Annotated in this window: 15 protein-coding genes; 9 read left to right on the top strand and 6 right to left on the bottom strand. The window is 34.9% G+C overall.

What is annotated here, in order from left to right:
* Window positions 1-37 precede the first annotated feature (37 nt).
* From pckA to UABHE_RS28365, 5 genes are all read left to right on the top strand, one after another.
* Complete coding sequence (pckA, locus tag UABHE_RS28385; protein ID WP_372366699.1) at window positions 38-1,618, top strand: phosphoenolpyruvate carboxykinase (ATP); 1,581 nt, start codon at window positions 38-40, stop codon at window positions 1,616-1,618.
* Between the two features lie 98 nt (window positions 1,619-1,716).
* The gene (locus UABHE_RS28380; protein ID WP_372366698.1) at window positions 1,717-2,418 is read left to right on the top strand and encodes a tetratricopeptide repeat protein; all 702 of its coding nucleotides are present in this window, start codon (window positions 1,717-1,719) and stop codon (window positions 2,416-2,418) included.
* Between the two features lie 108 nt (window positions 2,419-2,526).
* Window positions 2,527-3,444 (top strand): metal ABC transporter solute-binding protein, Zn/Mn family, encoded by a 918-nt coding sequence (locus tag UABHE_RS28375; protein ID WP_372366697.1) that lies wholly within the window; start codon window positions 2,527-2,529, stop codon window positions 3,442-3,444.
* A 2-nt stretch (window positions 3,445-3,446) separates the two neighbouring features.
* Window positions 3,447-4,172, top strand: a complete 726-nt coding sequence (locus UABHE_RS28370) for a metal ABC transporter ATP-binding protein (protein WP_372366696.1) — start codon at window positions 3,447-3,449, stop codon at window positions 4,170-4,172.
* Window positions 4,165-5,013: a metal ABC transporter permease gene (locus UABHE_RS28365; RefSeq protein WP_372366694.1), complete on the top strand. Its 849-nt coding sequence runs from the start codon at window positions 4,165-4,167 to the stop codon at window positions 5,011-5,013. Before UABHE_RS28370 ends, UABHE_RS28365 begins: the two co-directional genes overlap by 8 nt.
* 116 nt (window positions 5,014-5,129) lie before the next feature.
* Here the strand turns inward: UABHE_RS28365 and hflX are convergent, their stop codons facing one another.
* A complete protein-coding gene (hflX, locus tag UABHE_RS28360; RefSeq protein WP_372366693.1) occupies window positions 5,130-6,416 on the bottom strand; it encodes a GTPase HflX in 1,287 nt (428 codons plus the stop codon).
* Window positions 6,417-6,582: 166 nt separating this feature from the next.
* Between hflX and UABHE_RS28355 the strand changes: the two genes are divergently transcribed.
* Together UABHE_RS28355 and UABHE_RS28350 are read left to right on the top strand one after the other, a co-directional pair.
* A complete protein-coding gene (locus UABHE_RS28355; protein WP_372366692.1) occupies window positions 6,583-7,107 on the top strand; it encodes a DNA-deoxyinosine glycosylase in 525 nt (174 codons plus the stop codon).
* Window positions 7,108-7,586: 479 nt separating this feature from the next.
* Window positions 7,587-9,944, top strand: coding sequence for a response regulator (locus UABHE_RS28350; protein WP_372366691.1), 2,358 nt, complete (start codon window positions 7,587-7,589; stop codon window positions 9,942-9,944).
* 547 nt (window positions 9,945-10,491) lie between these two features.
* On the opposite strand, the gene UABHE_RS28345 is transcribed toward UABHE_RS28350, so the two are convergent.
* The 5 genes from UABHE_RS28345 to UABHE_RS28325 all read right to left on the bottom strand — a co-directional run bounded on the left by UABHE_RS28345 (window position 10,492) and on the right by UABHE_RS28325 (window position 14,917).
* The gene (locus tag UABHE_RS28345; protein ID WP_372366690.1) at window positions 10,492-11,775 is read right to left on the bottom strand and encodes a leucine-rich repeat domain-containing protein; all 1,284 of its coding nucleotides are present in this window, start codon (window positions 11,773-11,775) and stop codon (window positions 10,492-10,494) included.
* 529 nt (window positions 11,776-12,304) lie between these two features.
* Window positions 12,305-13,042 carry a metallophosphoesterase gene (locus UABHE_RS28340; protein ID WP_372366689.1) on the bottom strand — a complete coding sequence of 246 codons (738 nt, stop codon included), beginning with the start codon at window positions 13,040-13,042 and terminating at the stop codon, window positions 12,305-12,307.
* 20 nt (window positions 13,043-13,062) lie between these two features.
* A complete protein-coding gene (locus tag UABHE_RS28335) occupies window positions 13,063-13,764 on the bottom strand; it encodes a hypothetical protein (RefSeq protein WP_372366688.1) in 702 nt (233 codons plus the stop codon).
* Between the two features lie 241 nt (window positions 13,765-14,005).
* Window positions 14,006-14,194 carry a hypothetical protein gene (locus UABHE_RS28330; protein WP_372366687.1) on the bottom strand — a complete coding sequence of 63 codons (189 nt, stop codon included), beginning with the start codon at window positions 14,192-14,194 and terminating at the stop codon, window positions 14,006-14,008.
* Window positions 14,195-14,308: 114 nt separating this feature from the next.
* Entirely contained in the window at window positions 14,309-14,917 is a 609-nt protein-coding gene (locus UABHE_RS28325) for a sulfotransferase family protein (RefSeq protein WP_372366686.1), read from the bottom strand.
* Window positions 14,918-15,305: 388 nt separating this feature from the next.
* On the opposite strand from UABHE_RS28325, the gene UABHE_RS28320 reads away from it, so the two are divergent.
* Both UABHE_RS28320 and UABHE_RS28315 read left to right on the top strand, forming a co-directional pair.
* Window positions 15,306-18,383, top strand: coding sequence for an NB-ARC domain-containing protein (locus UABHE_RS28320; protein ID WP_372366685.1), 3,078 nt, complete (start codon window positions 15,306-15,308; stop codon window positions 18,381-18,383).
* 73 nt (window positions 18,384-18,456) lie between these two features.
* The gene (locus UABHE_RS28315; RefSeq protein ID WP_372366684.1) at window positions 18,457-21,705 is read left to right on the top strand and encodes a WD40 repeat domain-containing serine/threonine protein kinase; all 3,249 of its coding nucleotides are present in this window, start codon (window positions 18,457-18,459) and stop codon (window positions 21,703-21,705) included.
* The last annotated feature ends 32 nt before the right edge of the window (window positions 21,706-21,737 follow it).

Genomic DNA, 21,737 nt, shown 5'->3' with positions numbered 1-21,737 from the left:
CTAAATTTGAAAAATGTTTAGTAAAAGGAAATTTAAAATGAGTTTTAGTCTAGAAAAGTATGGTATCGTTGTTACCGATATTATTCGTAATGCATCTCCAGCACGTTTATATGAAGAAGCTCTTTCTCAAGAAAAAGGGTCTGCGATAGTTAATAGTGGCGCATTAGCTGTGACATCAGGAATAAAAACAGGAAGAAGCCCAAAAGACAAACGTATTGTTGATGATGCAGAGGTTCGTGATGATGTGTGGTGGGGTGACATAAATGTAAAATTGGACGATCAAATTTTTTTAGTAAACCGCGAACGAGCTATTGATTATCTGAATACGTGCGCCAAAATTTATGTAGTAGACGGCTACGCAGGTTGGGACCCTAAATATCGCATAAAAGTACGCATTATATGTACTAGGGCATATCATGCACTATTTATGCATAATATGCTTATTCGCGTTCCACAAGAAGAACTTAGTGATTTTGGTGAGCCGGATTACATTGTTTTTAATTCTGGAAAATTTCCTGCAAATCGCTACACTTCAAAAATGACCTCTAAAACGAGTGTTACACTCTGCTTTAATCGTAAAGAGTTTGTCATTCTTGGAACTGAGTATGCTGGTGAAATGAAAAAAGGTGTGTTTACAATTATGAACTACATCATGCCAAAAACAAATGTTCTTTCAATGCATTGTTCTGCGAATGAAAGTGACAACGGGAATGTGTCACTGTTTTTTGGGCTATCGGGAACGGGAAAAACAACTTTGTCTGCCGATCCTGAACGTCAGCTAATCGGTGATGATGAGCATTGTTGGTCTGATGATGGTGTTTTTAATATCGAGGGCGGATGTTACGCGAAATGTATTGATCTAACAGCAGAAAAAGAGCCTGAAATACATCAAGCTATACGTTTTGGTACGGTTCTTGAAAACGTCGTTTTTTCTGAAAGTGATCGCAAAGTAGATTTTACAAGCAGTGAATTGACTCAAAATACTCGTGCTTCTTATCCAATAGAGTATATAAAAAATGCAAAAATTCCATGTGTTGGTGGCCATCCAAAAAACATCATATTTTTAACATGCGATGCTTTTGGAGTTTTACCTCCTGTAAGTAAGCTTAGTCCTGAGCAAGCGATGTATCACTTTATTAGTGGTTATACTGCTAAAGTGGCTGGCACAGAAATGGGAGTTACTGAGCCAGAAGCTACTTTTTCTGCTTGTTTTGGAGCAGCATTTTTGGTTTGGCATCCAGGGAAATATGCCGAAATGTTAGCTGATAAAATGAAAAAGCATGGTGCTAAAGCATGGTTGGTGAATACGGGGTGGTCTGGTGGACCTTATGGAGAAGGGGCTCGTATTAGTTTGCGCGCAACGCGAGCGATTATAAACGCTATCAATAATGGTGAATTAAATGATATAGAAACGGTTACTGACCCTATTTTTGGATTTTCTACACCTGTTTCTTGCCCTGATGTTCCCGAAGCTCTTTTACAGCCAAGAAAAACTTGGTCTAATCCAAGTAATTATGACCAAAAAGCCAAAGAACTAGCACATCTATTTCGCAAAAATTTTACAGCATACGAAAGTGGTGTTAGCGAAGCAGTGAAAAACGCAGAACCGCAGGTGTAATAGCTTTGTAGAGTGCGGTAGAAGGGCTATTCCTATATCGCACTCATTTAATTGAGCAGGTCTTGTATAGATCGCTTTTGAATAAGAATGGAACTTTCATGCAGTATATTATTGGTATTTTGCAAATATTAATGGGTATCGCTTTTTCGTATATGTTTAAAGTATCGACTAGTAATAAGCATTTTCTGGGTCTTATAGGTACAATCATTTTTATAACATTAAATATTATATTTGTTAGTAGTATGCAATTATCGCATCCGGCGCAGCTTATTATAAATGTAGTTTTCATTGCCGTGATTTCGGCGCCATGGTGGTTTTTTTTCATCCACTTTATTGGGGAAGCTATGTTTAAGCCAATAGAGTTTTTAATTTCTCCTCCTAGTGGGGAAATTCAGAAAGAATACTCAAAAGCGCGTTCTTTTGAAATTGATGGTAATTTTGAACGAGCAATTGCGGAATATAAGAATTATTTTTCTGATAAAAATGACTACATTCCATTAGAAAGAATAGGACGCTGTTATTTTAAAATGCAAAAATATGATGAGAGCTTACAATTCTTAGAAGATGCGAAAAAACATCTAATGGCTATAAACGCCAAGGGAGATGTTGGCAAAAAACGCAATGAATATGCACGATTGTTGTACATTCAACAACTTATTTATAAAAAAATAAAATCACCTCAATACAGAAAAATAAAAGCTTACCTTGCAAAAGAGTATTCTGACACTCCTTTTGTAAATACCAATGCGCCGCAAATCAGAGACTATTTACAAATATGGGCAAATACAACTGTTACTTGAGATATTTTTTGCATCATTGGTTCTTTTGTTATAGAATACAGCAAAATTACCGTAAGGCTACTAAGTAGTTGCCGGGTCACTTAAAAACTTATTTTAATCTGGATATTTATGATGCGATTACAAGTTTTGCTAATAATATTTGTTTCTTTTATTTTAGCATCCTGCGATAAACCTACCGATATAAATAGTAAGAAAAAGATCGTCTGTTTTGTTAGTATCTTACCTCAATCGTATTTTGTGAAAAAGATTGGTGGTGATTTTGTCGATGTTAAAGTGCTTGTTGGACCAGGACAATCTCCAGCAACATATGAACCGACGCAAAAACAGTTGACTTTACTTAGTAAAGCAAGCTGCTTTTTCACTATTGGTGTTCCTTTTGAAAAGTCTTTTATACCGCGTCTTTCGCGAATCTATAAAATGCCGATTATTAAGACACATTCAGGTATCAAACTACGAAACTTGCAAAATCATCATCACGATCATGATCATCACCATCACCACGATGGTGGTAAAGATCCACATATTTGGTTAGATCCCTTATTGGTAAAAAAACAAGCTCAAAAAATAGCGGACAGTTTATCGGATTTGCTCCCGCAACAAAAAGACTATTTTGCACAAAACCTTATTATCTTTAATGAGGATTTATCCTTACTAGATAAAAAAATTAAACAATTGTTTAAAGAAACTTCTCAAAAAATAATGTGGGTTTATCATCCTTCGTATGGTTATTTTTGCGATCGTTATGGTCTTGAACAAATGGCGATAGAAACAGAAGGGAAAAGTCCTGGGGCGAAACATCTTGCCAAATTAATTTCTAGAGCTAAACAACAAAATATACGTGCTATTTTTGTGCAAAAACAGTTTATGGGCAAGTCACCCAATGCTATTCTCTTAGCTTTAGAAGAGTACTACAAATCGCAAAAAAGAGTGTCTTTATGTAAAACAATAACTCTTGATCCTTTAGCCTACAACTATGCTGAAAATTTACTGTCTATGGCAAGTAATATAGCTGAGTATTTGAAATAATCATGACACAATCCAAAAATAGCGAATGCTTAATAAGCGTAAAAGACCTCTCTTTTTCTTATGACAAAGAAAACGTACTACAAGATGTGAGCTTCGATGTACATAATCAAGATTGTGTGGCAATTGTTGGTCCAAATGGTGGTGGCAAAAGTACTTTGCTAAATATCTTGTGTGGTGAACTATTCACCACTAAGGGTATCGTAAAAATTTGTAATGATCTACCAGTTCGGGTAAAAAAACATATTGGTTACATACCTCAAAAAAATTATTACGATGAACAATTTCCAATAAAAGTGTTGCAAGTTGTTTTACTTGGAAGGCTTGGGGTAAGTAAATGGCCATGGTTTTCTAAAAAAGATAAGCAAATTGCGATAGAGAATTTACGAAAAATGCACATGGATAGTTTTGTGGAGCGGTTTTTTCCTTCTCTTTCTGGAGGTCAAAAACAACGTGTTCTTATTGCACGTGCTTTGACAACAGAAACCAAGATTCTTGTCTTTGATGAACCAACCTCAAATTTGGATGTGCACTCGCAAAAATTGTTTTACGATTTACTGCATGATTTAAATAAGGATTACACCGTACTCATCGTTACACATAACATTTCTAACGTTCCTAAATTTGCTAAGTCTGTTTTATTTGTAAATAAAAGTGTAGATTTTTTTTCGCTGCACAATTGCGAAGAACAACGTTTTTTAAATTGGTATCAAGAGAAAATAAATGTTTGAGTTTATCCAAGCTTTACAAGAATTTGCTTTTCTTCGTTATGCGCTTATAGCAGGGATACTTGCAAGTATTTCGTGTGGCGTTGTTGGAGCGTTTGTTGTCACAAAGCGTATTTCATATCTTGCAGGTGCAATATCGCATTTTGTACTTGGAGGAATAGGTATTGCCCGCTATTTGAATATCGTTCATGGGTGGAAGTTTTTAGATCCGATGTACGGTGCTGTTGTCTTCGCACTTCTCGCAGCTATTTTTATAGGCTATGTGCGTTTTTGGCATAAGCAAAAAGAAGACACTATTATTGGCGTTATGTGGGCTGTTGGTATGGCTGTTGGTGTTATGTTTATTTCGCAAACACCGGGATACAATGAAGACCTAATGACATATTTATTTGGAAATATTTTGCTCGTAACCTATGAAGATTTACAAATTATTGCCGTACTAGATATTATAATCGTTGTCCTATGCCTTTGGTTTTACCAAAGTCTTGTTGCTATTTGCTTCGATGAACATTTTGCAAAGTTGCGCGGGATAAAAGTGCGGCGACTTTATGTATTACTACTATGTCTTACAGCGATGACTGTTGTGCTTCTTGTTACAGTTGTTGGGATTGTGATGGTAATAGCTCTCCTTACCATACCGGCAGGAATAGCTTCGCAATTTTCAAAGTCTTTAGGACAAATGATGTTACTTGCGACATTTCTTAGCATTGTATTTGTTATTAGTGGTTTGGGTGTAAGTTATGAATATGATGTTCCTTCTGGTGCTACGATAATCATTATTTCTGGAATAATGTATATATTGTCTGCTTTTTTTATACGGCAAAAATTCCGTTTTAAAAGTTAGGGCGTTACCACACGCCCTCAACCTAAAGGAGGAACAATTTGGATTGTTCTTCTTCCTATTTTTTTCCCGCCAATCATTTTAATTTATCATTCCTAATTCCGTTCAAAATAATTTACCTAAGCGAGAATCTCTACGCCATATTGTTTACTAAACCACTCAAAATTTGCTTGCGACAGTGAAACTCGCATGTGAATACTTTGTTCTTTAATTTCGCGCTCTATGATTCTTCCATATTCACCAATCCATGCCAAAAGCTTTCCGTTTTGTACTGGTAGAACAGCTTTGACTTCAATCATATTTGATTCAAATATTTCGAGCACACGTGTGGAAAACAAATCTATATTCTGCCTGGTTTTGGCTGAAATACATACGTGGTTTGGATGTAAACGTTTTAGATTTTCTAAATCGACAGGATCTTCGACTAAATCTATCTTGTTAAAAACGATCAATGCATTTTTATCGTGAAGCTTCATCTTACGCAGTACACTTTCTACGACAATAATCTGTTTTTCAGCATCGGGGTGCGAAGCATCTACAACGTGTAGTAGTATGTCTGATTGCGCTGCTTCTTCTAGTGTCGCGCGGAACGATGCAACAAGGTGGTGAGGAAGTTTGTCGATAAAACCGACAGTGTCTGATAAAAGTACTTTCCGTGCCTGAGCCAAATCCCAGTAACGCGTTCTAGTATCGAGAGTGGCGAACAATCTATCTTCTACTAAAACATCTGCATCAGTTAAGACGTTCATTAACGAAGATTTACCAGCATTTGTATAGCCAACTAAGCCAACAGTAAAAAACTTTTGATTGCGCGCATTTACCTCGCGGTTTTTTCGTTCTTGGATTTTTTTGATGGCGCTCTTACAATCAACAATCTTTTTCTTAATAATTTGTCTATCTGTTTCCAGTTGCTTTTCCCCAGGACCACGAAAACCAATACCACCTTGCGAACCTTCAAGGTGAGTCCACATACGTTTTAAGCGCGGCATAACATATTCCAGTTGCGCCAAATCCACTTGTAGAGTAGCCTCTTTGGTTTTTGCATGTTGTGCAAATATATCGAGAATAAGTTCTGTGCGGTCAATAACTCTAATATCGGTCATCTCTTCTATATTACGAGATTGACCAGGAGAAAGGTCATGGTCGCAGATAATCAGTGTTGCATCATTTGCCTCTGCAAGCTCTTTCATTTGATAAATTTTACCTTTGCCCATATAAGTTCCTGGATGAAACTTATGACGACGCTGAGTAATTTTACCAACAACTTCAGCACCTACAGTGTCGGCAAGACTAGCTAATTCTGTAAGCGGCGCCTGATAGGAATGCAATTCCTTTGGTCGTTGTACGCCCATCAAGATTGCTTTTTCTTGAGGAGTCGAATGGGTTTTTTGTTCAAAAGATTTCATATATTTTTCCAAAATAATAGAATTAAGTTATGTTCAAGTACAATGCGACTACTTTATAATAAGCTATTATAGCTTGGTAGCAAAGTATATTTGATAAAACCAATAAAATCGAATGTGGTTCAATTTTTTCTAAAAACCCAATATTTTTTCTGTGGATGTAAATCACATGCTAAAAAAAGAAAGCTCCTTTCTTCCTATAGTAAACAATAACAGTCGTATTCTTATACTAGGCTCTTTTCCAAGTGTATTATCAATCAAATACGATTTTTATTACGCAAATAAACGCAATCAATTTTGGCCAATTATAAATGAAATTTTTACAGCGGACGCTCAAAAAAACGAAGAAAGAAAACAACTTGTCTTGCAAAAACAAATTGCCCTATGGGATTCAGTGCATATCTGTGAGCGCGAGAATTCAGCAGATAGTCAATTGCAAGTAATGAAAAGTAACGACATTAAAGGATTACTAACTAAATACCCAAAGATAAATACTATTTTCTTCAATGGCAAAAAATCACAACAAGTGTATCTCAAATCAAATAGCGATATCGATATATACACCAAAGCACTACCTTCTACATCCTCGGCTTACGCTGCGATGAAGTATAATGAGAAGCTTGCGATATATGCGGAGAATATATTGGAAAGGTTACGGAATTGTAATCTAAAACCAAATAATATTGCAAGGTAAGCGAAATTTTGCAACGCAAAAAGTATACGAATCAATTAGGCTTACGACACATTCTAATAAGAGTTTTTATGTTATTTCAGTAAATCCCACGCAGATTTCGTTAGAGGTTTTGACTGAGAAACTTGGCTTATTTAAAATACTCTGGCTTTTTTCTATCGTTTTAATACCATGAGAGTGAAGGTAGATTTACAAGTTGTCAATATTAAAAACTTTACAAGGTAAAATGGACATTCGTGTTTAGACTTATTACAACAAAAGCATAACCGTTTACAATGTTTCGGCTATAGAAAATTTAATTTATGGATATGAACTTTCTCTAGCTAATGATTTATTGAGGAAACAATAGTTTTTTTGTAAAAAGAGTTTTTGCTTTGATGGGGGCATTTATAGCCCTATCGTTTTCGTACCAGAGCTAGTAGATGACCATAACTGAAAGTTTGTGTTTGGTATTCTCAGATTTACAAAGGAAAATAACAGCTATGAATTTTAAACTAACTTTCGTCGATGAAGTTTATACAAAATCCTTTTCTTTAGAAAAGGGTACAACTCATGTACTAGGAAGATCTTCTCGGTGTGATTTCCAGCTTGATTATGATGGAATTTCGAGAGAACATTGTAATATTTGGTTAGATAAAAATCAAGTATGGATAAAGGATAACGGTAGTAGTAATGGCACAAAGGTAAATGCAAAAAAAATATCTACTAAAACTATACTACAAGTAGGAGATATTGTAACGATTGGTATAGTTGAATTGAAATTGAAAGTACACAATTCTCAGATTATGTATTTGAAAGAGAAAAATGAGCCAACGTTTACCTTAGACTCGAAAAAAGCAAGTAAGCATCTCTTAGTTTTACATGAAGTAGGTAAAAAGATTTTAAATTCGCAAAACATCGTATTGCTTTGTAAAAATGTTCTTGAAAGTTCTTTGGCTATGTTAAATTGCGATAGAGGTTGTATTGTTCTTAAACCATATGGTAAGCAAAAAACACATCAATACATATATTGCAACTACAAAGATTATGCATTTGACGAAACGGAGTTTTCGCTGAGTAATTTTATATTAGAAACAACGATAGAAAAAGGAATAGGCACTGTTTCTGCCGATGCACAAACAGATGCGCAATTTTTCGGGCGTTCTTCCATTCAAAATTTAGAACTACGCAGTGTTTTGTGTTCTTGTATTGAAGGACAAAATGAAATTTTTGGAGTTATTTATTTAGATTCTCGAAATCCAGGAAATTTTGATGGCGCTGACCTAGACTTAATGACAGCTGTTGGCAGGCAACTTGCTTTTGCTATAGAACGGTTTCTATTGGAGCAAAAGTTGGTTACTTCGCAGCAAAATTCGATTATTGAACATTCGCGAGATGTGATATATCGTTGTAACTTAAATTTTCATTTTACCATTGTCAGTCCCTCTATTCATAATATTTTGGGTATATCTAAACATCACCTATTACAATCTCCAGAAATTTGGGAAAATAGCGTCTACAAAGATGATAAAGATGCCTTTAAACAAATGCGTTCAGATGTATTGCAAGGGAAAGAATGTACTTTGAAGTATCGTATAAGAAATCCTGAACAGGAATTAATTTGGGTAGAAGAATCTTGTTATGGCATTAAGAATAAAGACGGTAGCATTGCAAGTATTCAGGGGGTTGTAAAAGATATTACAAAGAACAAGCTGTTGGAGGAAAAATTAAACCGAGCACAAAAAGTGGAATGGCTAGGAGTTTTAGCAGGAGGAGTGGCGCACGATTTAAATAACATTCTTGGAGGAATTGTTGGCTATCCCGATTTAATATTACGAAAAATTCCGGAAGATAGTCCGGTTAGACAGTACTTGATAGATATGAAAAATTCCGGTATGTTAGCCGCGCGGATTGTTGAAGATTTGCTGACAATGGCTAGAGAAGAAAATTATAAAATGGAATCGCTCAATCTAAACCAAATAGTATTAGATTATTTCGGTTCTTCAACATTGAAGCATCTGGAAAAAACACATCCTGAGATTGAAGTAAAATTGGAACTTTTTATAGACGAATTGTATATACTTGGTTCTAAAACACATATTTCTAAGATTATTATGAATTTAGTGAGTAATGCATTTCATGCTATGGCTGAAAAGGGAGTTTTAAAGGTAACGACGGCACAGATTGACTTAGATGAAATCACCGCGAAAAGTAATAATATGTTATCAGGTAAATATATCGTACTGCAGGTAGATGATACAGGTATTGGAATTGCAAAAGAAAATTTAGATCGAATTTTTGAACCTTTTTATAGCCAAAAATTAAATAATGGAGGAACGGGCCTTGGGCTGGCTATTGTTTACGGTATTATTCGAGACCATGCCGGTTACATAGATGTTGATAGTGTTGTTGGCAAAGGAACTTGTTTTACGGTTTACTTTCCATTACACAAAAATGTTGAAAAGGAAGTTGTTGTTGTAGATGTGGATTTACAAGGTACAGAAAATATTCTAGTGGTCGATGATGTTAAGGAACAAAGGGAGTTGGCCAGTAATATTCTCACTTCTTTGGGACATACAGTACAAACAGTTTCTTGTGGAGAAGAAGCTTTGGAGTGTTTGTCGCAGCACACTTTTGACATCGTACTTCTAGATATGATTATGGAAAATAGTATAGATGGCTTAGAAACATACCAAGAAATACTCAAAATTGTACCACAACAAAAAGTGATTATTGTAAGTGGCTTTTGTAAAAACGATAGGTTTAACGAAGCTCTAAAATTAGGTGCGAAAGCTTATGTAAAAAAACCTTACACTATTGATGAGCTTGGTAAAACTATTCGGGAAATTTTAAAAATGTAAACAGAAAACAAAAGTCTTTCTTTAATTATGTCTTTCAACCTATTTAGGTTAAAAATAAAAATAGAAAACATACTTTGGAAGTTTGGAGTTACTACAAAATTTAACTTTACCTGAAAACTACAATTTTTGAATTTTTGAACAGATATATCGCATCGAAAGACAGTTTTTAAAAAAAGCACCACTTACGCTGTTTGAAAAAGAGATAAAAGAAGGACAGACCTGGGGCAGACCTTAAAAAAATGACAGGCCTTTATTATGAAGACAGGCGTATATACAAATAAAAAGGTCTATTTAAATTTAGCTTAGTTCTTCATTTTTAGTAATTGAGAGTTAAACTAACTTACATCACTCATTTTGGACACGCCCAATTGAATGATATTCGGAACAGACCTAAATATAAATGACGTTTGGGACAGACCTAAACGCAAAATATTTATTTCTCATTATAGGTATAAGTTGTAAACCTTAGCCACTAACAATTAATATTTTTGTAATAAATTTAAATGAACTAGAGAACTTAGATTTTTAATTTCTTTAGGTGGTTTATCTAATTTTTGATAACTGTAAGAGCATGCAGATTGTCTATCTCTTTAGGTAATTTTTTTAATTGAGAGCATCCTGTCAAAGACAAATGAGTGAGAGAGTTTAAATTTCCAATTTCTTTTGGTAATTCTTGTAGCTCTTCTTGTGGATCATTATATGAGTTGTTAGTAAAATCAAGGCGAGTTAGAGAATTTAAATTTCCAATTTCTTCGGGAAGTTGTTGAATGTTGTAACACTCGTGTAAATTTAGATAGGTAAGAGAAGTGACATTGCCTACTGCACTTGGCAGTACTTCGTTTATTTGACATTCGCAAAACTCTAAGGTTGTAACAGAAAATTTTTCTAATGCATCGAACTTCTCAGGTATTATACAACCATAAAAATTTAGGTGTTTGATATGACTTAGTTCTTTTATTATTTCATTTAAGAACTCTTGTGGTTTATTGAGACAGCTTAATTCTAAAAGTGTAAGGTTGTCCAGGCTCCGAATTAATACTTCTGGAATTTTATGTTCTTCATTTTGGCCATATAATTTGGTTAAGTGAAGTCCCTCAAGAGATTTTAAATTATCTAAACATTGTGGTAATTCTTTTAAATAAGCGATATTAATTGTCAAGTGTTTTAGAGATTTAAGTTTATCTATTCCAGGTAGTTTTTTTACATTGGGGCAAACATCTATTATAAGAGTATTAAGTGATGTAATTTCACCTATTTCTTTTGGTATATTTTCTAAAAATAGATCCCCTAATACTAATCTCTTTAAGGATGCCAATTTACCAATCTCTGGTGGTAAATTAGTCAGCCCAGGGTAATTTTCGGTCTCGTTACAAATTTCGAGAGTTACCAAAGACTGTAGGTTGACGATTTCTTTTGGCAACTCTTTAATATCACTCTCACAAAAATACAAAGATTGCAGAGAAGTTAAATCACCTATTTGCTTTGGAGGAGATTCAAATGAACACATATGCAAAGTGAAATTCTTCAAAGAGCTTAGTTTACTAAGATTCTTTGGGAGTTTTTTTAGATATTCACATACTAAGTTAGTGATAAAAAACCAATCTGCTAGGTGCTCCGGAATTTCTTGATGAATACGAAAAACAACTTTATTTAGAAAATCACAACCTTTGAATTCACAACCAAGTAAACCTGTGAATTCCACATAGTCTTCGAAGTTACAGTCAATGAAAGAGATGTTTTCGATTGAGGCATAGAGATAGCCAAAAGTGCAGTTTCGATATACTGTGTTGTTCTCTACATAATTTAAATTCTGCAATTCAACTTGTTTCACTTTATTGCTCCTGAAGTGTTTTGATGTTTATGTATTGGCATTACTAACAAATAACACTAAAATAAATTCTAGGTAAAGTGTTTGTCGTTTATCTAAACAAAAAGTTCCAAATTTTTTTCAAATTGCGAGACTAAAACTAGGGTGCCGACATTTAGAAGAATAATTGAAATAATAAAGCTGAATCTGTTTTTATGGGCTTTTCGATCCTGATCCTGTTCCTGAAAAGTTCGTTCATTTTTTTTAAAGTATAGAGAAATTGTGCAAATAGCTTCCTGAAATAAATAGAAATTACAGTATCAATTTTAGTGAAACAGCTCGCGAGCTTTATTTTCGGGAACAGGACCAGGATCGATTTCAAATTTTGTCAAATTGCGACACGCCTAATCTTTTTTACTAAAACTGTGTGGGGACGTATCTATGCTTGTTTATTTAAGAGTAGGAAATTACCTTGTGAATAAAAAAATTTTGTTTGTAGAAAGTAATATTGTGTTTTGATTTTTAGTAAAGTTTTTTACGAAATTCGAATTTGTTAAATGGGACGTAATAATAAAACCCGACCATCTACCGCCAAAAACCGACTATTCTTAATAGTCCCGTGCCAATGAGGAAAGTAGCAATGTCCAAAAACATGATGTTTGACATTATTTTCTATAACTATTTTAGCTAACTCACTGCTACCTTTTTTTTGTTTTGAAATAGAGGGAATACAAGGAACTTCGTGGGTTATTAACCATTCTAGTTTTTCTTTTGTTAGACGCTTTATTTCTCTAAAGTATTCTTTAGGGGAAATACGGTGCAGCTTTTTTTTTGTCGACATAATGCCGTCTATGCCAGCGATATATCCTAATTCTTCAATCTCTTGAATTCTTCGCGAAATATGGCAGTATGTACCATCCGAGTTTTTCATACTTTTTGTGATAGATGATTCTAAATCATGATTTCCTTGAACAAAATAAATGCGACGGAATAATCCTTGCGCCCACTGTAAATTTGGAGTAGCATCGCCATTACTACCTTTTTTACCATTGCCAGCCATGTCTCCTGCACTGATAAAAGTCCACTCTTTGGTTTTTTCTAATTTTTTTTCGAGATAATCAAGCACAAGTTTTGTATTACTATGAAGATCACTAGTAATTATCATTGGACATTGTGTATCTATTTTTCCCTCTATTATTTTGATTGTTGCTTGGTAGTCAAGGGGTTTTCCCTGACGATCCAAAGGAGTTTGAATGTCAATGTCGTACATGTTTTCAATGTGTAAATCCATATAAGTCCTTTAAATAGAGATTATTTACCAAAAGGGCCTGGTCTTTTGAATGGAGGCTTTATCTTGTCTTTTATTTTTTTAATGTTGCCACCCATCTCTTTTTTTAAGGTAGCGGTAATAATTTTTAGAAATTGTCGCATAATTTGTTGACCCATCTCGGAGATCGAAGTATCTCCACCACTACCAATATTTTCTAATTCTAGATCAGCTAATGTAATCGTTTTTGACTTCAGACCTTTAAATTGTAATTTCAATTTGCCATTTTGGATTTTCAAATAATCTAGTTGTACTTTCTTTTCTTTCTTTTTCTCGTCTTTTTTGTTTGCCTGTATGTTTTTTTGCAGTTGCATGATATTATTATTTTTGATGTCTCCTTCAAATGAAATTTCAGGAGAGTCGATAATTAATTTTTTTATGCGTACTTTTTCTGTTTTTATGGTTTCTGGATCGATTTCTATATTTAAAATACCCATCTTAAAAGTGTAGTCTGACTCTTCACCTTGTGGATTGGTAATAATGAGATTTTCTATTTTTCCTATACCAGTTAGTATTGGCATATCTACGTTTTCAACAGTAACAGGTACGCCCATGACCTCGGAGCCTTTGTCCTGAATACCTTGCTTGATTAAAAAGCCAATATCGCCACCAGTCATCACAAAACCTGCAATAACGGCAGTAGCAATGATAGCTAGAGCACAAATAACGGTTAGTATTTTTTTCATTTCTATCTCCATGTATTTGAAATGTAAAATAATTTTTAATTTTGTACAAACTATCCGATTGTTTAAGGTTTGTCATCAATTTAAAATAATTTTGGGTATTATATTAAGGTGATATTTGTGCCAACGACAAGTTAAGAGGGAATTTGTTTCTTTGTCATGATCGAAAGTTTAATTTTGGGTGATTTTGTCATTACTATCCTGATCTGTATAAGTTTTTGGTAATGACAATTTTTGCCATATGTTACTTGTTGCGATAAGTGATTAAAGATGCTGCGGTAAGTCCTGCTGTACCACCAATAATTGCTGTACGTATACTTGAGGCTAGATTGAGTGTATCTCCTAAAACTCCTACGGTAATGCCCATTATAATTGTTGTTATAATTGTGATCGCAATGATTTTAGTCCAGCCCATAAGGTTTTTGTCTTTCATTTTTAAACTCCACAAATTTTGTAATTCTCAAATTCTATGTATTACTAACTATCTCAAAACCTGATTCTATTTCGATCTTGGTATTGTAAAAGAGCTTTTCGCGTTACTTATTTATCATTTTATATTATTTTGCCGCTGGAATTCTTTGCGAATGTTTTTTTGAGGAAATATTTCGTTAGGTATATTACATCCTAAAAATTGACAAAGAGGCTGCCATCCTTGTGATACTTCATAAATGAGTAACTTTTCTTTTGGTATTATATCTTTTACTTCCTGACAATAGTGATGGTATTTGTCAATAGCGAATGCCTTATCTTCAAAACACCCTTCCATGAATTGTAGGAAAAATAAATTTTTTACCATTTGTAAAGGCAGGTTTGTCTCTATATCTTTTTTTTGGATGACTTGATAAATTGTTGTGTAGACACTATCGTACCACTTTTCAGGATCGCGTTGTAACAAGAGAATTTTTGCTTGAGGAAAAACAGAATAAAGTTCTCTCCAGTAAAGACAGGCTGGAGTATCGAGGGTGACAGAGTATCCACTAAGTAAACTTGGCCAGTCTACAGTTGAGTTATGAATATTATTCCAAATGGCAGCGTGATCTGTGTGTAAGAACACTTCGTGCATGTGATAACTTTGGCCTACTCCGAGAATTTCAAATGCTTTCTTAACAGACATTGTTCCTGTTCTTGGTAAAGCAGCCCCAATAATTTTAAGCATGTTGTTTATACTTTCAGGTATTGTGGTATAAGCCCACTTTTATTTCTTAATGTAATGATCTATTTTATGTCGTTTTGTTTGTTGTTTACTCCAAACGCAAGTTATGTCCCTTATTTTATACTTTTTTGTGATCTTAGCAAAATATTTTTATCTTAAATAGCCCAATAAATATAAGATTATCGAGAGATTTTATTGTTATTTTTTGTCGTGATCGAAAATTTGATTTTGGCTGTTCCTAACTTGTTGTCAAAACATATTCTTGCCTGTAATGTTTGAATTCTATATTATATAACAAGGCTGTTTTCTGATATCATAGCCTCACAAAATGGATCTTGAGTGTATTCTAAAGTGCATCAGAAAAAGTTATATATTAACCTAGGAGAAGCGTATGGAGCCCATGAAGCCTAATGAAGTAATTTCACGGGCAGAAAAAATAAATGATATATCTAAAGAGGAATTACATTCTTTGTTGATGAAAATCAACATTAACCCAAAAAATATACCCGAATCAAACCTTTCAGTTACTTATTGTAAAAATGTCGTAGAGTATCTAGTAAATCATCGAAAAATAAATGAATTTTATCAAGTAGCGCTTGGCGAAGGATTAGAATTAGAGAAAAATTTCATAGATACTGATAATGATAAGTTAGAACAAATAAAAGCACGTTTGTACAATGTACCATATCTTCCTCCTAAATACATAGAACGCAGCGAATATTTAACTCCTATTTTAGATTCAATACTACAAGGGGCCGAAAAAGTAAGTATCACAGGAGTCGCTAACCCTATTGGTATTCAAGGTATGGGAGGAATAGGTAAATCCATTCTGGCAATAGCATTAGCAAGATCCGATGAAGTGCGTAGTGTTTTCAAACATGGAATTGTTTGGATCTCATTGGGGCAAGAACCAAATATTCATGAAATTCAGAGTGATATCCTAGAGTATTTTGGCATACCAGATATCGCTTTGCAAAACCCCAAGCGCGGCAAGAAACTGTTAAATAAAAATTTAGCCAATAAGAAAATTTTACTTATTGTGGATGATGTTTGGAGAATAGAAGATTTATCGTATTTCGATGTTTTTAGTTCACTACTAATTACCACGCGTCACTTGCAAATAGCAAAAGCCGTGGGAGCAAAAGAATGCGAGGTTGGTCTATTGTCAGAGCAACAATCCTTAGAATTGCTATGCTGTCAATCAGATAAAACAAGTGATACTATACCAGCTGAAGCCTCGGAAATTTTAGAAGAGTGTGGTGGTCTACCACTAGCTATCAGTATCGTTGGCGCAATGTTAAAAGGAAAGCCTAGCAGTCGTTGGCGGTTAATTTTACAACGTTTACAAAATGCTGAATTGCAAAAAATTAGCAATCAATTTACAAACTATCCATACCCCAATCTTTTTAAAGCGTTGCATGTTAGTGTCGAATTTCTACCATTATCAACCCAACGATGTTATTTAGAACTTCTGATTTTTCCCGAAGAAACCCCTATACCTGAGTCTGTACTAGCTATTTACTGGCGCCAAGAAGAACTTGATGGTAGAGATGCACTGGAGGTTGTCGATGAATTACTTGATTCTTCTTTAATTTTTCGTCACGATGAAAATAGTGTAATCTTACACGACTTACAACGCGATTATTTGCATTATCGAAATGTCCATTTAGAACAACGCGATCAAAAAAAATCACATCAAAAACTTATTGATGCCTACAAAAAGGAATATCCAAGCGGCTGGAACACAATACCTGCTAATTCGCCGTACTATTTTTATAGATATTTTTCCTTTCATTTAGAACATGCCGATAATAAAAAACAAGCAGAAGAAATAGCGAAGGATGTTCTTTACAAACAATCCTTTTTACCTTGGAGTAGCGCACTCATTTGTGCCAAGTTATTAGATAAAAAACCAAAAGAAATAGCTTTTCAATTAATCAAAACAAACAAAGCTAAAATGACATTAGTTAATTGTCTTAAGTTGTTAAGAAAAGAAGCTAAGGAGGATGCGCGGCGCTTGATTAAAGAGCATAACGATTTTCATATTGTTTGCATTTGTATTAAGCTACTAGGGGAAGAAGCAAAGGATGATGCACGGCTCTTAATTAAAGAACATCAAGACAAAGAAGTTATTTGTAGTTGTATTAAGTTGCTAGGAGAAGAAGCAAAGGATGATGCACGGCGCTTAATTAAAGAACATCAAGAACCTCAAGTTATTTGTAGTTGTATTAAGTTACTAGGTGAAGAAGTAAAGGATGATGCACGGCGCTTGATTAAAGAACACCAATCTTTTGATGTTATTTGTAGCTGCCTTAATTTGTTAAGAGAAGAAGCAAAGGATGATGCGCGGCACTTAATTAAAGAACATCAAGAGCATCAAGTTATTTGTAGTTGTCTTAAGTTGCTAGGAGAAGAAGCAAAGAATGATGCACGGCGCTTAATTAAAGAACATCAAGACAAAGAAGTTATTTGTAACTGTATTAAGTTACTAGGAGAAGAAGCAAAGGATGATGCACGGCGCTTAATTAAAGAACATCAATCTTTTGATGTTATTTGTAGTTGTCTTAAGTTGCTAGGAGAAGAAGCAAAGGATGATGCACGGCGCTTAATTAAAGAACATCAAGACAAAGAAGTTATTTGTAACTGTATTAAGTTACTAGGAGAAGAAGCAAAGGATGATGCACGGCGCTTAATTAAAGAACATAAAGAATACCAAGTTATTTGTAGTTGTCTTAAATTGCTAGGAGAAGAGGCAAAGGATGATGCACAGCGCTTGATTAAGGAACATCAAGACAAAGAGGTTATTTGTAGCTGTCTTAAGTTACTAGGAGAAGAGGCAAAGGATGAAGCGCGACGCTTGATTAAAGAACATCAATCTTTTGATGTTATTTGTAGTTGTCTTAAGTTGCTAGGAGAAGAAGCAAAGGATGATGCGCGGCGCTTAATTAAAGAACGTCGAGAACCTCAAGTTATTTGTAGTTGCCTTAATGTACTGGGAGAAGAGGCAAAAGACTACGTCATGAAGAAATTGACGAAAGATTGGCCTCGTGTAAGTAGTAGAGAAAGGGCGGCTGTGTTAAGAGTTCGTATTAATACGAAAATCAGACGACAAAGAGCCTTTGAAGTGTTAGATGAGTGGCGTTTACATAGTCGAGTTGTAGTAACTGCTGCTTTAATGGCGTTTGATGAACATCCGAAAGAAGCTAAAAGATACTGCAAACATATAATGAGTAGGTGGGAAAAAGACATTAGTTACTGTATTAAAAAACGACTGCCTATTTACACTCATCATATTGTAAAGGCAATGAGGCATCCTGAACTGCTAAATATGGCTAAATTTATAGCGAAACAAATGAAAGAAAAAGAGAATAATTGCCCTGGTTCTTTAGGTGAGGCATTGTACCTTGAAATGGATAGTTTGAATAACGGAGAAACGTTTCCGTGGATTTATTCGTCGCAAGATGACTAGACGACACCTGTGCGATTGTCACTGTTATTTTGGTCTGATTTACGTTAGCTAAAAGTATAAAGTAGAGGTTTTTATGAATTTTGACCATTTTGTGAGGCAAAAACTTGGTCCGCGATTACAACAGCAAGATTTAAAAAAATGCCTTGATTATCAGAAAAGCCATTTACAAGGCGAACAAAAAATTTCTTTAGCACAAGTACTTCTATATGGAAAATTTATCAATCCACAGCAATACTCGGCCTTAGAAAATGAATACAAAGTAGTAATACAAAACAATGCTGTTTCTTTGGAGTTTGTAGAGCAAGAGACTGTTGATCTATTTTCGCAAAGTGAACGTGATAAAACATTTAGTGTTGGGTCGTTTTTCAAACATTACAAAATAGAGCAAGAGCTAGGTCGCGGTGGTATGGGGATTGTTTTTAAAATTTTTGACCACAAGCTGAATCGCCATGCAGCTCTGAAAATTATACAAGGGGTCAGTTCTAACCTAATTAAGCGCTTTCAACAAGAAGCCAAAGCAATTGCGATACTCGATCATCCTGGCATAGTAAAAATATTTGAAATTGGTGAAAGTCCGGCGAATTATTTTACGATGGAGTATGTTAATGGATATTCGTTAGACCACTACATTAAAAATTTTGAGTTAAACGAAAAAGAAATTATCACTATTTTTATAAAAGCAGCAACAGCGTTACAAGTTGCACATGATAATAAGATCATTCATCGCGACTTAAAACCTGAAAATATAATGCTTTCGAAGAATAATATACCTAAAGTAATGGATTTTGGTCTGGCAAAGATTATTGACAGTGATTTGTCTCTATCGCGTAATTTTGTGGGAACACCAGCATATGCTTCGCCTGAACAAGTCCATGAGCAAAAGCTCGATGTGTGTACAGATGTTTATTCTTTAGGAGCTACTTTATACGAGGCTTTGACTAAGAGGCGTGTTTTCCAAGGAAAAACGCCGGTAAATATTTTATACCAAGTAATGAATGCTGAGCCCGTAGCCCCAAGAGTTCTGAATCCTGAAATTTCTCCTGAATTGGAAGCTGTTTGTTTAAAGTGTTTAGAGAAAAGGCCTCAAAAACGCTATCTAAGCGTACATGCTTTTGCCCAAGATTTACAAAACATTTTAGATCATCGCCCTATCACCGCTAAACCACCGAATATGTATAGTAACTTCGCCAAGTGGTGGCGACGTAACCTTGTTGTTGCAACAATAGTGACTCTTTTTACCGCGGCAATAGTTCTGCTTCTTATCTTTTTTAGTGTACAATTAACGCGCAAACAAATTGAGCTTTCGCAGCGCGAAGAACAACTAATGCGAAAACTAAACGAAAAAGAAGGTGAGATATCTAAAAAAGAAGAATTATTGGGCAAAAAGCAACAAGAACTACAACAAGAACGTAAAAATTCACGCGAAAGTCTTTATCCGTATGTTATAGCGATGAGTGATAGTTATTTGAGTAATAACAATATTGCGCTAGCAGAGAAACTACTCACCTCGACAGAATACTGTCCAAAATATTTGCGCAATTGGGAATGGTATTATTTGCGCGAAAAAAGTCACAACGAAGTGCGAAGTCGCAAACATCACGAGTCAGGGCAGATTGCCATAAATTATTCGCAAAAAATGATTGCCTCTTTGGAAAAAAATCGTTTAAAAATTTGGCCACTGTCTTTGGAAGAAGAAATGTTCACTTTAGAAATGGAGGATGATGATGCATTGTATGGTGCATTTACCAATGAGGGAAAGTATTTAGTTGTCGCTGATGATGAGGTTGTTACCCTGTGGAATATGCTGACAAAACGTAAAGAGAAACGTTGGGAGTTTAAAAGTCGCATTCGGCATTTAGCTATAAATAGCGAGGATATTCTGGCGATAGTGTGTGAAAAAAGAATCATTTTTTTCTCATTAGTTACCAAGCAAAAGATTTTTGAGCACGAAGAAAACGAAAATATACGTTATGGAAATTTTCACCCACGGCGACAAAACTGGCTTGCGTATACCGGAGCATTTGACAAAGTACATATACTCGACATTACAACGCGAACAAATGTATATAAACTCACACATCCAGGAATGACGCGCATTTGTAGGTTTAGTGATGATGGCAAGTACTTGGCAACAGCAGGGAACGATTCTCAAATTAAAATTTGGGACATGAAAGATGGTCGCTGTTTGAAAACATTGCAAGAACATGACAGTTCAACTAAACGCGTAACTAAAATTATTTACGGCTTGGATTTTTCCGCGGATAATAAATATATTCTTTCCGGCGGAGAAGATAATGTAGTGAAAGTCTGGGATATCGAAAATAAAACTTTGGTGAGAACTTTCCGTGGACATGCCGACGCCGTTACTTCTTGTTCCTATATACGCGGTACAAATCATATTATTTCAACTTCGCGCGATGGTAGTATGAAAATATGGGATCCGTTTATTAACGGCGAGCGCACTATTACGATGAATACATCTATTTTTTATTGTGACATTCATCCGGAGAAAAACCTGATTGCAATTGCTGCGCAGCATTTCATTTACTTGTATAGTTTGTCGCAACATAAGTTACTTCAACGTTATCCTTGTTATAGTGATGCGCGCGCGTGTAAATTTGTCGATATAGAAAATAGGACATACATTGTCTCCAATCACAGCAACGGTTATATTAAGTTGACAGATATCGATTCACACAAAAACGAAAAATTTCAAGCGTTTCGCAGTGATGTACGCTCTTTTGATATTTATGGCAATTTGATGATCTCTGAAGGAGATCGTTCTGTGCGTCTTTTTGACTTGAACTCTCGTAAAATGTTATGCGAATCTAAGTTTGAATATACTCCGAAACAAGTGACTTTTTCTAAAGACGGAAAATACTTTGCGGTAGTGGGCCATAGGGTTTGTGTTGTCTATGATACAACAACACAAAAAGAAAAGCACAAATTCTCTATTGCGAAAGATACAATTTGCAGTACGATGTTTCGTCCTTTTAAAAAACAAATCGCTATTGCTACGGGAAGTCACATCGCTGTGTATAATTTTGTGTCAGGAGAAAAAATTCTCGATATCCGAGGGCATAAAACCTTAGTGAAAAGTTTAGGATTTAATAAAAGCGGTGATAGGCTAGTTTCTTGCTCTAAGGACAATACCGTTCGTATATGGAGCTTGCCAACAGGGATACAGTTACTCGTACTTAAAAACCACACCTCCGACGTAAACACTGTACAATTTTTTGGCGATGATCAATATATTTTATCTGGTAGTACGGATAAGAACCTGATCGTTTGGGGCTATCGAAATACTCTACGTAGAAAGTAGTTTTACAACTACTATAAGACGATTTACTTTTA

The organism is Candidatus Uabimicrobium helgolandensis (assembly GCF_041508025.1).
Classification (GTDB): Bacteria; Planctomycetota; Uabimicrobiia; order Uabimicrobiales; family Uabimicrobiaceae; genus Uabimicrobium; species Uabimicrobium helgolandensis.
This window is presented reverse-complemented; position numbering and strand designations above follow the sequence as displayed.

Excerpts from the sequence above, each read along its gene's own strand:
- pckA (WP_372366699.1), top strand. The coding sequence starts at position 38 with ATGAGTTTTAGTCTAGAAAAGTATGGTATCGTTGTTACCGATATTATT.
- UABHE_RS28380 (WP_372366698.1), top strand. The coding sequence starts at position 1,717 with ATGCAGTATATTATTGGTATTTTGCAAATATTAATGGGTATCGCTTTT.
- UABHE_RS28375 (WP_372366697.1), top strand. The coding sequence starts at position 2,527 with ATGATGCGATTACAAGTTTTGCTAATAATATTTGTTTCTTTTATTTTA.
- UABHE_RS28370 (WP_372366696.1), top strand. The coding sequence starts at position 3,447 with ATGACACAATCCAAAAATAGCGAATGCTTAATAAGCGTAAAAGACCTC.
- UABHE_RS28365 (WP_372366694.1), top strand. The coding sequence starts at position 4,165 with ATGTTTGAGTTTATCCAAGCTTTACAAGAATTTGCTTTTCTTCGTTAT.
- hflX (WP_372366693.1), bottom strand. The coding sequence starts at position 6,416 with ATGAAATCTTTTGAACAAAAAACCCATTCGACTCCTCAAGAAAAAGCA.
- UABHE_RS28355 (WP_372366692.1), top strand. The coding sequence starts at position 6,583 with ATGCTAAAAAAAGAAAGCTCCTTTCTTCCTATAGTAAACAATAACAGT.
- UABHE_RS28350 (WP_372366691.1), top strand. The coding sequence starts at position 7,587 with ATGAATTTTAAACTAACTTTCGTCGATGAAGTTTATACAAAATCCTTT.
- UABHE_RS28340 (WP_372366689.1), bottom strand. The coding sequence starts at position 13,042 with ATGGATTTACACATTGAAAACATGTACGACATTGACATTCAAACTCCT.
- UABHE_RS28335 (WP_372366688.1), bottom strand. The coding sequence starts at position 13,764 with ATGAAAAAAATACTAACCGTTATTTGTGCTCTAGCTATCATTGCTACT.
- UABHE_RS28330 (WP_372366687.1), bottom strand. The coding sequence starts at position 14,194 with ATGAAAGACAAAAACCTTATGGGCTGGACTAAAATCATTGCGATCACA.
- UABHE_RS28325 (WP_372366686.1), bottom strand. The coding sequence starts at position 14,917 with ATGCTTAAAATTATTGGGGCTGCTTTACCAAGAACAGGAACAATGTCT.
- UABHE_RS28320 (WP_372366685.1), top strand. The coding sequence starts at position 15,306 with ATGGAGCCCATGAAGCCTAATGAAGTAATTTCACGGGCAGAAAAAATA.
- UABHE_RS28315 (WP_372366684.1), top strand. The coding sequence starts at position 18,457 with ATGAATTTTGACCATTTTGTGAGGCAAAAACTTGGTCCGCGATTACAA.